Below are 12296 nucleotides of genomic sequence, written 5' to 3'. Positions count from 1 at the left end.
ACGATATCGGGGCCCACTGACAAGCGGAGCACCCCGGGAACGCTAAGACCCCCCACGCACCCACCAGAGCCCACTTACCCTTGCTGCCTTCCGGCCCTGGGGGAGTTCGGTGAGATAGCGCCACGTGAGGGGCTGTCCCCCACCCTAGCGGATCCCGGACAGTGCTTGAAGCCGCCCCCGCGCATGCCGCCGGAGGCGGGCGGGCCCGGGCCATGGGGCCTGCGGACGGCTCCGCAGACCACTCCGCAGACCACTCCGCAGACCACTCCGCAGGCCGCTCCGTGGATCGCCCCTGCATCGGCCGCATCGGCCGCGGGGGAAGCCTCGCCCGCCAATCGTGTCGTGACGATGCGGCGGCGGCCTGACCCGACCCCGGCATGCCCCCAAACCCACTGTCCCGAGGATCCGAGACCCCCACCGGGAAAATCCGGGACGGCATCCTGGGCCCCCTCAGCCTCCTGCACGGCCCCTTTCGGGCCCGTCTCCGGCCTGCCGCGCCCCCCTGCCGGCGGCCAACACCCCCTTCCCGAGGGCCGCCTGGACCCGATCCCGCCCCCACCCGCCCCGCAAGATCGCCCACATCGGCACCCATGTTCGCGAGCACTCCCCCGGTCTTGTATTGTTTGCGGCGGAGGATTCGCCTAGTGGCCTAGGGCGCACGCTTGGAAAGCGTGTTGGGGGCAACTCCTCAGGGGTTCGAATCCCCTATCCTCCGCCATTGCTCTCACCGGGCAATACGAAGAAGGCCCTGACCCGTTTCGACTGGTCAGGGCCTTCTTCGCGTCCGACCTGAGGCCGACCAGTCGAGCATCACACGCCGCGAGGCGGTGGGCTCTCCGTGATCTTCCGTCTCAGTTTCCGTCTCACTTGTGGTCTGACGGGCCCTCGTTCGGGCTGTCTCCGACCTCTTCGCTCGCCTCCGGAGCGGAGCCCCAGAGCGCGTCACCGACTTGCTGCGCGACGTTCTTCAGCATGGGTCCAGTGACGTGCATGTACCGGGCCCTCATCCGTGCTGAGCCGCCCGGCTCCCATCCCATGATGGCGTCCACCACCACATCGGGGACTCCGAGCAAGAGCAGTACGGTCCCGGCGGTGTGACGCGCATCGTGCAAGCGGCCGTCCCGGACGCCCGCGTCCTCCAGAAGCTGCTTCCAGCGGTGGTAGTCCGTGTTCGGGATGAGCGGTCCGCCGGTCGGCTGAGCGAAGACGTACCCCTTGTCCTCCCACAGGTCTCCAGCCTCCTTCCTCTCTCGCGCCTGCTCCTCCATGTGCTTGCGAAGCAGCTTGATGAGCGGGATCGGGAGACCGATGGTCCGACGGCCGGCGCGGGATTTGGTCTTCTTGAACTCCCGGCGGATTTGCTTGCGATCCGGGCAGTAGCCGGGTTTCCGACCGCACGTGTCGCCGCAACCGTGCTCGTACCTCGGACGCAGACGGTTCTTGCGGATGCGGACGTACCCGGCATCCAGGTAGACGTCTTCCCACATCAGCCCGAGCGCCTCGCCCTGGCGCAAGCCGAGTGCGAGGGCGATGACCCAGCGAGCGCTGTTGCGGAGCTTCGACGCCTCCAGCAGGAGGCTCTGAATCTCCTCAATGGTGTACGGCTCGATCTCCTCCTCATCGAGGCTCGGAGCCTTGGCGATCTCGGCGACGTTCTTGGTCACGTGCCCCCGACGGACCGCCTCGCTCAACGCGACGCGGATGGTCCGGTGAACGTGGTGGGCGGTTCCCGCGGCACTGCCGCTCTTCTGCATCCGCTCGTAGAAGTCTTCGAGGTGTTCCGGCTCCAGCCGCTCCAACTTGTGGGCCCCAAGGCCGGGCACGAGGTGGACTCTGACATCCACCTCGTAGCCGTCGAAGCTGTTCTCACTGACGTACTTCTTCGCGATCTTCTCCACCCAGTGCTCAAGCCACGTCTTGACGGTCCACTGCTGCCCCGCCTTCCGTACCTTCCCGTCCTTGCGCTGCCGCTCCAGCTCGCGGACCGCCTCGGTGACTTCGGCGCGGGTCTTCCGCTCGATGTGCCGGCGGTCCGGCTTGCCATCGGGTCGGACACCGACGGTCACGCGGCCGTGCCACTTTCCGTCGCTGCCCTGGTAGATGGACGACGCGCCGTTCGGCTGACGAGTGCGCTTCTTCTCTGTCACAGACAGCCTCCTCAGGCAGCGGACGTGATGGGGGTGCGATGGGACTGGCGAAGTCGGGTGACGTACTCGATTACGGCCTCCGGAGGAATCCTGCGGAGACGGCCGACCACGACGGACTCGAGTTGTCCTGAGCTGACGAGGCTGTAGCAGAGCGTTCGGCCGATGCGGAGGCGACGGGCTGCTTCTTCGACGGTGAGCAGGACCAGGGTTGGGTCGTACGGGCGGAACGCTGCGGCTTCGGAGTGTTCGCTCATGACTCGCTTCTCCAACTCACGAGATGTGCCAGGGGACTACCGGAAGAGCGCGGGTCCGCCACAGAAACCACGAAATACACAGAAAGGCGGGTCCGGTGCCCTGACCTGCGGAAACGATGCTCGGGGCGCTTGGTGGGCGGCTGCCACAGAAATCGCGGAAAGTCCCACAGAAATAAGCGGGGCGCGGCCGGAGCAGGTCTGCCATCGAGGCCGTCTTATTTCTGTGGGACTTTCGTGGATTTCTGTGGCAGCCGCTCCGGGACCCTCTCAGCAACCGTTTATGCAGGTCAGGGGCATGGCGGGGTTATTTCTGTGATTCTGTGGTTTCTGTGGCGGGGGTCAGACGGCCGGTGCGCTCAGTTGCGGGTGGATGAGGCAGCGCGGGGACGGTGGCCGGCCACGTCCTGCGGTGCGCTGGACCGGTTGGAGCCGCAGGTATCCGTGATCTTCGAGAAGGTCGAGGGCGGGGTCGAGGTCGGCGACGGTGGGGAACTCGGAGCGGGAGAGCTTGACCATCAGGTCGCGCTTGCTCACCTCGGCCCACTGGTTGGCGCGCAGCGTCTCCAGGACGGTGCAAGCCCGGTTGGCGGTGTGGTCCGCGCCCATCAGTTCGAAGACGGTCAGGGCGTGGCCGGTGAAATAGTCGGAGAGCTTCACCGCGGCCCGCATGGTGTCCGCGCTGATGGGCTGGGTGTGGCCGTTGTCGGGGTGCGTACTCAGGTGCAGCAGCCCGGCCAGACGGCAGGTGGCGCCGCCCAGCTTGGAGGCCCAATTCCTGACGTGCCCCAGATCCCCGCCGCGCTCGCGCAGCCGTGGCTCCTGACGTTCCTCGTAGGCGACCAGGGTTGCCCCTGCGTCGGGGGAGAGCTGAAGGACCGCCGGGTCGGTCCAGCCCGCCAGAGAGAGCGTCAGGGCTGTGACGCTCTCCTCGTACGTGTCAGCGACCGTGTCGGGAATCGTGTCGGGGAGGATCTTGCGGTGCCCGACCAGGGAGACGGGCAGGGAGTAGAAGAACCGGGCCAGCAGGCCACGGTCTCCCGCGCCTTTGATGCGGCCGATGTCCTCCAACACCGAGGGCTGCACGGTCAGGCCCATGGTCAGCGCGGGGGCTTCGATGAACTCTTCGCGGCCCCGGCGGTCCACCCGCAGCCGGTCGCCTGCCTGGCCCCGGAGGAAGACCTCCATGTTCGGGGTGCCGGAGTAGCGTCCGGCGATGATGTCGAAGATGCCGCCCTCCGCGGACATGACGGAGAGCTTGCCGCCCTGCTCTGCGAGCAGGGACGCGATGACTTCGGGGGTCGCGTCGTCCGCCAGCAGGCGGGGCCGTGCGGGCACCGTGACGGCCTCGGCCGCCTGCGCCAACCCGACCGCCTCGGCTACCAGTTCGTCGCGCTTGTCGGCTTCCGCACGGGCTGCCTTGGTGGCGGCCTGGTCGGCGGCCTCGGTGGCCAGACGGGCGGTGAGTTCGGCTTCCACGATGCGGCCGGCGGCCTCGGTGGCCAGGAGTGCTTCCGCCTTGTAGAGCGGGTTGGTCATCAGCGAGAACACCGCCGACTTCCGGTTGCCCGGCGGCAGCGCGACGACCACGAACAGGTTCGTGGGCTCACGCCACCGGCCCCGGATGTGCACGACCGCGCGGCCTCCGGCGGCGGTGGCGAGCACCGCGAGCGCGAGCGACCCGGCCATGTCCACCGGTGTCTGTGTCTCTTCGGCCACGGCCTCCACAAACTCCCTCAGCCAGGGCGGGAAGACCTCGGTGGGGAAGACGGGGAGTTCGCGGCGCGCGGTGAGCGGGATCGGCTCTTCCCACACGAGTTCGGAGGTCGTGGCGTTGTCGAGAGCGGCGAACCCTGCCCACAGGTCGGCGCCCACGTCGTTCGGCGTACTCATGCGGCTGTCCCCCGCTCGGTGTTGAGCACAAGGCCACGGACTGAAAGGACGGCCTGTCGGCCGACGCCCTTCGGCTCGCCAACGGCCGTCGCGACTGCGGGCGGTACGGCGGCACGCGGCCGGTGGTCGGTGGGCGCGGGGCTCTTCAGCTCCGGGGTGGGGCGGGGGCTCATGCCGTCCTCCCCATACCGGTGCTGAGGCCGTTGGTGACGGCTCGTTGTGCATACGCCTGAGGTACGCCGACGGAGACGGCTGCCGCGATGATCTGCCATCCCATGGCGTCCAAGCCGCATGGTCCGGGGCACTGCGCGTGCTGAGCGCTCAGGAAACGGGCCACTCCGAACGCCTGCGATCCCGCGCCGGATTCGGTGCGGCTTCGCACCATGTCCACGCCGCGCTCCAGGCCGGTGCGCACGTACCGCTCGGTGTGGCGGCATCCGGTGGCCACGGCCGCATCCCATACGGCGCGTTCGGGGACCGAAGAAACCACCCTCCCCCGGGCGGGGGTGGTCTCTTCCCCCTCGACCAGGGCGCGGACAGCGGACGGCAGTTCCGCCATGGTGCCGATACCGGGGCCGAGCCAGCGGGCGTAGGCCATGCGCGATTTGATGTCCACGCCCGACCGGACCGAGTTGGCCGACCGCACCGCACCCCGGTAGAGCCAGTGCTCCCCGCGTGTCGTGCGCACGGTCCTGGTGACCGGCAGGGTCTCCCGCGCCCAGGCGACGGCTTGCGCGTTATCCAGATCTACGACAGTCAGCCCCGCTCCGCCGGGGTGGTAGGCGACGGCTCCGGCCTGCTGCCAGGCCCGAGCCCACGCGGAGGAAGCGATAAGCGCGGCATCCGTCGTGGCGGCTGCCCAGCCGTGGCACACCGCGGGGCACCGGCAGTCCCCCGCGGTCTTCATGTGGGGACGCCCGCCACACGCGCCACCAGCGCACGCACGGCAGTTCCCGAACGGCACTTTGCCTTCCCGCAAAGGCAGCACGGGCACATGCGCTGCTGCCAGCGCCAGCGCGGTCCGTAGATGGACGATGCCTGCTTCTACGGCAGGCAGCGGCCCAGTCTCGCGGTCAAGTGTCATGCTGGAGGTCTCCTGTTTCTGCGAAGGGACGGAGAACCGGGGCGGTCGCGGTCTTTGGCGAGAGGCGACCGCCCCGGGCGTATTCAGGCTTCGGTTTCGCCGCTGTAGCCGAGGGGCGACAGCGCGCTGTGGGCCCGGTTGAGGGCGTCGGCGAGCAGGTCCGCGCAGCGGGAGGCTTCGGCCAAAGCGGTGGTGGCCGCGCTCACGTGGTCCGCCACCAGGCCGTAATCAGCGGTGAGGGTGCCGTCGAGGTGCTGGCGGGTGAGGAAGCCGCTGGTCTGCTCGAAGGACTGCGGCAGGCTCTGCGCCATCTGCTTGAATCCGGCGACGCTGGTGTACGCCTGTCCGGGGTAGTGCAGGCTGCCGGAGCGGGAGCGTGCGGTGGGCAGGGTGGCGTGGTTGAACGTGCGGACCGCTTCGGCAGCGCTGTCCGCGCTGTCCTGCGGCTTACGAACGTCCTCGGGGTCGTTGGGGTCGAACATGGTGCGCAGCTCCTTCACTTGGTTCGGGGGCGGGCGAGTTCGGGCAGTCCCGTGCGGGTGAGGGCGGTGGGTTCGAACCCGGGGAGTCCGGCGCGGTGGGCTTGGGCTTCGGAGAGCTGCACGGCGTAGGCGAGGGATTCGACCTGGGTGCGGGCTCGGATGAGTTCGACGGTTTCGGTGTGGCGGTGGGCTTCGCGCTGGGCTTCCATGGCCCGGGTGTGGGCGGTGACGTGGTGGTGTTCGGTGCGCCAGTGGCGGGCGGACAGGACGTAGGCCAGGACGGTGGCGACGGCCCACAGCAGGAGGCCGGGGGCGGGGGTGTCGGCGTAGGCGGTGACCCCGGCGACGGCGAGGGCGCCGGAGGTGGCGAACGCCGTCGCGGCGAGCGCTCCCTCGCCGTGCCGGCCGGTCGCTGCGGCCATCCCGGCGAGGGCCGCACCGACCGCCAGCGCACCCATCAGCCAGGCGTTACCGACGCTGTGTTCGGCCCCGTTCGCGCTCCAGATCCGCGCCAGGATCAGCACGGTCGAGGTGGCCAGGGCGGGGGCTGCTTTCGGCGCGGCGGCGGTGAGCCACGCTCGGTCGAGTTCGTTCACGGCGGGCTCCTACAGGTCGCGGATCGCGGTGACCACGGCGGCGGTGAGGTCGTTCATCGGGTCGGCCGCGCCGGTCGAGGAGAGGAAGAACCCGAACATCACCGCGACGAACGCGGCCCCGTAGCCGAGCGACTTGGAGCGCAGCAGGAAGCCCAGGACGAGGGCGAAGAGCAGGACGAGGGGGACGTTGAGGGACATGACCAGGGAACCTTTCAGCGGCGGTTGCGGGCGTTGGCGTCTTCACGGTCCTGGGCCGTCTCGCGGATGCGCTGGATCTCGTTCTCGATGGCGCGGGTGGACTTGCCGCGGCTGTCGCGGCGGACGGCCCTTGCGCCGAGGTAGAGCACGCGGGCCAGCTCGCGGCCGTTGTGCGGGTCGTGCGAGGTGAACGCCATGGGAGGTGTCTCCTTGGAGGTCAGTGGGTGCCGTCGCGGTGGATGCGGGCGGCGAGGTTGAACAGGTGGCGGCCGACGCGGATGCGCTTGCGGTCGCCGTGGCAGCGGCGGCAGGTCTTGCCGGGCTTGAGGCGTCCGCGCCGGTCGGTGGTGAGCTGGTAGCCGAAGCCGCGGCACTTGCGGCAGTTGCCGAAGGGGCTGGACGCGCACAGCGCGCCGTAACCGAGGGTGAAGAGCAGGATGAGGGCGCTAGCGAGGAGTACGGGGGTCAAACGGGCCTCCCAGGGCCGTTTCGGGGCGTGCTGGGGGAGGGCCGCTAGGTACTAGCGGCCTGATCAGGGATTGTTTGAGGCGCTAGCGGTGCCGCTAGACCTAGCGGGGGTGCCTGCTAGGTCTAGCGGCGCTCCGGGGTCAGCCCGCGTCGCGGGTTCCGTCACGCTGTGCGATGGCGGCGGTGACCTTGGCGCGTTCGACGCCGCGCCGGTTGGCTCCCTTGCCGTCCTCGGTCTTGCCCCACACCTGGCCCGTGGGTACCCCGTGCGGCTTCAACGCGGCGGCCAGTCCCTCCGGGTCCCACCCGCCGTAGACCTCCGGCCGCAGCTCCGCCAGTCGCGTGACGACCGACTCGGACCACACCTTGGGCTCCTCGGCGGCCAGCACCGCGAGGATGTCGGCGAGCAGGTCGAATGAGGCGGACGCGTCCACCTGCGGCTCCTCGCCGAGCGCGTGCCCGGAGAGCGTGCCGGCGTCTTCGCGGAGCTTGCGGGCGCGCAGCGCGATGCGGTCGGCGGTGACGGCGTCGGCGAACACCGAGCGCACGATGCGGGCGTCGGAGCCTTCGCCGACGAAGTAGTGCACGCCCTTGTCGCCCCAGGCGAACATCGTCGCCCGCACCCCGCGCTTGTACGCGGAGGTGCCCAGCACCATGTCGTTCTCCAGCTGGCCCATCACCTTGAGGCAGAACCGGGCGGAGGCGTTGGCGCTGATCCCCGTCGGCAGGGCCTTGGCGTCCGGCCGCTGGGTGGCGAGCAGCAGCACGATGCCGGTGGCCGGACCGCGCTTGACCAGGTCGGTGCAGATCTCCTCGAACTCCGCGCCGTACTTGGGGTGCTCGAACCAGACCTGACACTCGTCCACCCCGATCACGATCGGATGCAGCCCCAGCTTCGGCTTGGACGCCAGGTCGGAGGTCACCTTGGACTCCGGGCACAAGTCGCGCGGCAGCGAGCGGATCATCTTCGCCCGGCGCCGCAGCTCCTTGCGCAGCTCGCGCAGGTCGGCGATGGCGTACTCGATGTCCTCGTCCTCGTCCCCGGCGCGGTGGCGGTGGGCGAGGCGGTCGCCGACCGGGTCGAGGTCGCCGGTGCCCTTGAGGTCGTAGGTGTGCAGCTCCGCGCGCGGGTCGAGTCCGGCGATGAGCAGCAGCAGCCTGAGCAGGAAGGTTTTGCCCATGCGGGGGATCGCGCCGATGACCGCGGCGATGTACATCAAGGTCAGTTCGACCCAGCGTCCGCGTTGGTCGGTGCCGAAGGCGACTGGCTTGAACAGGTCCACCGCGCCGGACTTGAGCAGCGGCCAGGCGGGCTGCTGGGCTTTGGCCATGTCCTGATCGCCGACCCACAGCACCAGGCGGCCGGTGTGTTCCTCGGGTACCGCTTCGGGCCAGACGCAGCCCAGGGGGCGGCGCAGGCCGGAGGCGAGCTTGTCGCGCTTGTCGATGACGTCGGTGACCGTCACCCCGTACGGCAGGTCGCCTTCCGCGCGCCAGCCGGGGCCGTCGCGGGTGATGGGGGCGGTGAAGGTGAAGCCGTCCCGGCCCTTGCCCATCGCGGAGCTGATCGCTGGAATGCCCAGTGCGCCCAGGGCCCGGAGCACGATGTCGCTGGTGAGCTTCTGGACCTTGGGCACCTCGACCGCGCGGGTGGCGACGGGGTGGTCGGGGGTGGTGCCGGCGTAGCCGAGCGCCATCAGCAGTGCGGTCACCGAGATGCCCTGCAGCCAGCCCGGAGCCAGTACGTACAGCGCGAGCGCCGCCCCCAGCCCGATGAGGCTGCCGAGCACCGCGACCAGGGTGCGCATCCGGACTCGGCCGTCCCGCTGCCGGGACAGTTTGAGGTATTCGGCTGCGTCCTCGCGTCGGACGGCGGCGAGCCGGACCGGTTCGCCCTCGCGGTCGGCGACCCACCGCAGGGTGCCGCCGACGAAGCGGGCGGTGCCGCGTGGCGACTGCACCGCGAGCTTGCCCGCGTAGACCGGTGAGCGCAGCGCGTGAAACCCGGCGAGGTGGCCGTAGTACCCGGCCGCCCACTTCGCGGCCGTCGCCAACTCGGCGCGGGAGCGCAGCCAGGCGGGCACGATCGCCCGCCGCTTCGCGCCCCGGACCTTGGCCAGGAAACCCGGCCCGACCGGGGCCGGTCCGTCCACCATCGTCACCCGGTCCGGGTCCTCCGCAGCCGCGTCGGCGGCGGGTGCGGCGGGCGGGCGCTTGGTGGTGATGTCCACGACCTCGGCGGTGGGGCCGTCGGTGTTCAGGTCCGCTTCCAGGCGGTTGAACAGCTCGTTCTCGTCCTCGTGATTCACTGAACGTTCCTTCCGAACAGGGTTGGAAGGGGCCCGGACGGCGCTTTGGTCGGCCGACCGTCCGGGTCCCGCTGAGCAGAGTCGTGCGGGTTCAGCTGTGCTTCTTCCGGTTGGTGCAGCTCGGGTAGGCGGAACCGCGCTGGCAGGCTTCGAAGTCGCCGCTGCTGACGCGGAACGCGTGGACGCCGCCGTCCTTGGTGCGGACGGTCAGGTCATAGCGCTGGGTCTTGGTCGACGGCTGGTACGTGCGGTCTTTGTCGACCACCAGTCCGGCGGGACCGGCCTTGTAGTCGGTGCATCCGGCGAGCAGGGCGACGGCGAGCAGCGACGCGGCAGCGGTCACCGCGCGCCGGGCGACGATGCGGGCGGGAGCGGGCAGGGATTCCATCGGTCTTCCTTCGAGAGCGGATGCGGGCAGCGCGTGGTCAGGCGGCGCGCTGGGCTTCGGGGTAGGCGCAGGGGGTGCACCTGCCGAGCGAGGTCGGGATGCGGTACCCGGCATCGCGCCGGCACTCGGGGCAGAGGCGTTGGGCGCCGTTCGCCTTGGCCAGTGCCGCCCACTTGGCCGGGGTCATCGGCCGGACCGGCTTGGCGCGGTCGAGGCGGTAGAGGTAGGCGGCGCGGACCGTGCGGCCGTAGCGGCGGGAGGACCAGAGCACTTGCGCGGCGATGTCCTGCCCGCCCGGCCGCAGTCCCTCGGCCCGGAGTTGGCGACGCGTCGCCAACCCGTCCGGTGCTAGCTGGAACGGGAAGGTGGGGATGCCGTAGCGGGTGCCGTGCGGGTCGTAGAAGCGGCTGGCCATCAGGCGGCCGTCGCTTCAGTCCCGGCGTCCGGCGCGGCCCGCTCCACCTTGAGCGCGTCCCGCAGGACGCGGCCGTTGGCGGACGAGGTACGGACCGCCTTACGGATCGCTTCGGCCGTCAGCTCGCCGTCCGACCAGTCGGCGGTGACCGACCGGGCCTCGGCGAGGAGTTCGGCCGGGGTGCGGGTCGGTCGGGGGGTGCGGGCCGACTGAGGGACCCGCCCGGTCGCCCGGCGCGGCGCGTGCCCCACAGCGGCGACCGCCAGCGCCGGAGCCAACTCAACCGATTCGACCGACTCGACTACCGGCGTCGGGTCGGCCGACTCGGCGGCGGGGAGTTGGGTCACCGCCGTCGGGGTTGTGGGGGTCGACTGGTGCAGGTCAGACCCCAACCGATTTACGGTGGACTCTGCCGTTTCCTCCTGATCTGTGACCGGGGCCGGTCGGTGGTGCAGCACCTTGGCGACCAGGTCGGATCCGAAGAAAATCGACCCGACCGGCAGCGACGTAGCGAGCAGCACGAGGGCCCAGTTGGCCGGGCCCCAGTCGGCGAGCTGCATGCGCTGCCCGCCCCCGTGCATCTGCGGCACCAGGCCGTGCACGTAGTTGAGGACCAGCGACGCGAGGGTGTATCCGGCGAGCACCTGGAGCGCGCGCCGCCGGTCTTTCTCGCCGGTGAGAACCAGGGTCGCCACCAGCGCCAGGGCCATCAGCCCATCGACCACGAACGGGTACAGCAGGGACGCCGTAGCGTCCGCGCCGACCGTGCTGGCCACATCCCGGAGCGCGTTCCAGGACACCCGGAACGCCATCCCGACCACACCCACCAGGGCCAGGACGAGGAGCGTCTTCGCGGTGCGGTTCACCGTGCGCCCCCATCCCGGCCGTCAACCGGTCGGCGGCGCAGGGCGATGTGCAGGCAGACCAGGAACGCGGCCAGGGCCACCGCGACGCGGACCCAGACCGGGACGGCCGGCAGCCAGGACAGCGCCACCAGCACCAGCATCAGCAACCCGCCGTACCGCACCCACCAACCGAGCAAGACAGTGCGCGAGCGGGTCATGCCCCCACCCCCGCAGCCGTGCCGCGGCGGCCGTCGCGGCGGCCGTTGACCGTCCGGCGAACCGGCGTGAGCCCGTCAGCGAGGAAGTGGCCGCCCCCGTTCTGCTTCGCGGTGTACATCGCCTCATCCGCCCGGCGCAGTAGCGTGGACAGCTCGTTGCCGCCGGTTTTGCAGTGCACCGCGCCGATGGAGGCGCCCACCGCGAGCGAGTTGCCCGCGTAGTAGACGGGCTGCGTGAGTGCCCAGTTCAGTTCGTCCAACTGCCATACCAGCTCGGCGTGACTGCGGACCCGGGTCACGGCGGCGAACTCGTCTCCGCCGAACCGTCCGACGATGCCGTTGTTGATCGGGGCCCATGTCTTCAGCCGCCGGGCGGTGGTGCGCAGTACCGCGTCCCCGGCCGCGTGCCCGTGGGTGTCGTTGATCTGCTTGAACCGGTCCAGGTCAATCAGGTAGACCGCACTGCGACCGTCCGTCAGGGCTCGGGTGGCGCGCTCGGTGAACGTGTCGCGGGTGACCAGATCGGTCAGCGGGTCGCGCCGGGCGACCTCGATCCGGCGGTGCAGGCGCAGGCTGTGCAGGGCCCAGCCGGCCGCGAGCGGCGCCGCGGCGGCGAGGGCGGTGAGGGTGGCGCTCATGCCGCTTCCTCCGTCCCGGCGGTGCGGGCGGCGCGGGCGGCGGTCCGCAGCAGCGGCGTGGTGCGGGTGAGCGCGTCGGCGTACAGGGCGTCCCAGGCGGCGACTTCGTCACCCGCCTCACCCTGCGCGGCCAGGTCCGCGAGGACTTCGCGGGCCACGTCTTCGCGGGCGGCCCGCTCCTGCGGGCTCTCCAGCTGGAGCGGGCCGCGGAACAAGTCGCGGTCGATGCCGTGCGGCAGGTCCTCGAAGCCGAGCGCCAGTTCCTCGAACTCGACGGCGTTCCGGGCCTCATGACGGCCGATGTAGGTACGCATGGATCTCTCCTGAACGAAGGGACGAAGAGCCGGGGCGGCCTCGGTCTGTG

16 protein-coding genes, 1 tRNA gene and 1 other RNA gene are annotated in these 12296 nt (G+C 70.5%); 1 reads left to right on the top strand and 17 read right to left on the bottom strand.

Annotated elements, in window-relative coordinates:
- Positions 1-40 precede the first annotated feature (40 nt).
- Positions 41-137, bottom strand: an RNA gene (gene ffs, locus QMK28_RS01050) — signal recognition particle sRNA small type.
- A gap of 493 nt (positions 138-630) precedes the next feature.
- Between ffs and QMK28_RS01045 the strand changes: the two genes are divergently transcribed.
- Positions 631-718: transfer RNA gene (locus QMK28_RS01045), tRNA-Ser, on the top strand.
- Between the two features lie 145 nt (positions 719-863).
- Here QMK28_RS01045 and QMK28_RS01040 read toward each other — a convergent pair.
- From QMK28_RS01040 to QMK28_RS00965, 16 genes are all read right to left on the bottom strand, one after another.
- On the bottom strand, positions 864-2147 hold the full coding sequence (locus tag QMK28_RS01040; protein ID WP_326435005.1) for a tyrosine-type recombinase/integrase: 1284 nt from the start codon (positions 2145-2147) through the stop codon (positions 864-866).
- 11 nt (positions 2148-2158) lie between these two features.
- On the bottom strand, positions 2159-2401 hold the full coding sequence (locus QMK28_RS01035; protein WP_326435004.1) for a helix-turn-helix domain-containing protein: 243 nt from the start codon (positions 2399-2401) through the stop codon (positions 2159-2161).
- 339 nt (positions 2402-2740) lie between these two features.
- On the bottom strand, positions 2741-4291 hold the full coding sequence (locus tag QMK28_RS01030) for a YfjI family protein (RefSeq protein ID WP_326435003.1): 1551 nt from the start codon (positions 4289-4291) through the stop codon (positions 2741-2743).
- Positions 4292-4460: 169 nt separating this feature from the next.
- Positions 4461-5375 (bottom strand): bifunctional DNA primase/polymerase, encoded by a 915-nt coding sequence (locus QMK28_RS01025; RefSeq protein WP_326435002.1) that lies wholly within the window; start codon positions 5373-5375, stop codon positions 4461-4463.
- Positions 5376-5458: 83 nt separating this feature from the next.
- A complete protein-coding gene (locus QMK28_RS01020; protein ID WP_326435001.1) occupies positions 5459-5857 on the bottom strand; it encodes a hypothetical protein in 399 nt (132 codons plus the stop codon).
- Between the two features lie 14 nt (positions 5858-5871).
- Complete coding sequence (locus QMK28_RS01015) at positions 5872-6453, bottom strand: hypothetical protein (protein ID WP_326435000.1); 582 nt, start codon at positions 6451-6453, stop codon at positions 5872-5874.
- A gap of 9 nt (positions 6454-6462) precedes the next feature.
- Positions 6463-6651 (bottom strand): hypothetical protein, encoded by a 189-nt coding sequence (locus QMK28_RS01010; protein ID WP_326434999.1) that lies wholly within the window; start codon positions 6649-6651, stop codon positions 6463-6465.
- A gap of 14 nt (positions 6652-6665) precedes the next feature.
- Complete coding sequence (locus QMK28_RS01005) at positions 6666-6848, bottom strand: hypothetical protein (RefSeq protein ID WP_326434998.1); 183 nt, start codon at positions 6846-6848, stop codon at positions 6666-6668.
- 20 nt (positions 6849-6868) lie between these two features.
- Complete coding sequence (locus tag QMK28_RS01000) at positions 6869-7120, bottom strand: hypothetical protein (RefSeq protein ID WP_326434997.1); 252 nt, start codon at positions 7118-7120, stop codon at positions 6869-6871.
- A gap of 139 nt (positions 7121-7259) precedes the next feature.
- Entirely contained in the window at positions 7260-9428 is a 2169-nt protein-coding gene (locus QMK28_RS00995; protein ID WP_326434996.1) for a cell division protein FtsK, read from the bottom strand.
- A 91-nt stretch (positions 9429-9519) separates the two neighbouring features.
- Positions 9520-9816: a hypothetical protein gene (locus QMK28_RS00990; RefSeq protein WP_326434995.1), complete on the bottom strand. Its 297-nt coding sequence runs from the start codon at positions 9814-9816 to the stop codon at positions 9520-9522.
- Between the two features lie 37 nt (positions 9817-9853).
- Entirely contained in the window at positions 9854-10231 is a 378-nt protein-coding gene (locus QMK28_RS00985; protein WP_326434994.1) for an RRQRL motif-containing zinc-binding protein, read from the bottom strand.
- On the bottom strand, positions 10231-11097 hold the full coding sequence (locus tag QMK28_RS00980) for a DUF2637 domain-containing protein (protein ID WP_326434993.1): 867 nt from the start codon (positions 11095-11097) through the stop codon (positions 10231-10233). The genes QMK28_RS00985 and QMK28_RS00980 overlap by 1 nt, the downstream gene beginning before the upstream one ends.
- Positions 11094-11294 (bottom strand): hypothetical protein, encoded by a 201-nt coding sequence (locus tag QMK28_RS00975; RefSeq protein WP_326434992.1) that lies wholly within the window; start codon positions 11292-11294, stop codon positions 11094-11096. Before QMK28_RS00975 ends, QMK28_RS00980 begins: the two co-directional genes overlap by 4 nt.
- Positions 11291-11932: a GGDEF domain-containing protein gene (locus QMK28_RS00970; RefSeq protein WP_326434991.1), complete on the bottom strand. Its 642-nt coding sequence runs from the start codon at positions 11930-11932 to the stop codon at positions 11291-11293. Before QMK28_RS00970 ends, QMK28_RS00975 begins: the two co-directional genes overlap by 4 nt.
- Positions 11929-12246: a hypothetical protein gene (locus QMK28_RS00965; protein WP_326434990.1), complete on the bottom strand. Its 318-nt coding sequence runs from the start codon at positions 12244-12246 to the stop codon at positions 11929-11931. The genes QMK28_RS00970 and QMK28_RS00965 overlap by 4 nt, the downstream gene beginning before the upstream one ends.
- Between the last annotated feature and the right edge of the window lie 50 nt (positions 12247-12296).

The organism is Streptomyces sp. H27-D2, assembly GCF_035828615.1.
Lineage (GTDB): Bacteria > Actinomycetota > Actinomycetes > Streptomycetales > Streptomycetaceae > Streptomyces.
Note: the sequence above shows the minus strand (reverse complement) of the source record. Positions and strands in the feature narration are given on the sequence as shown.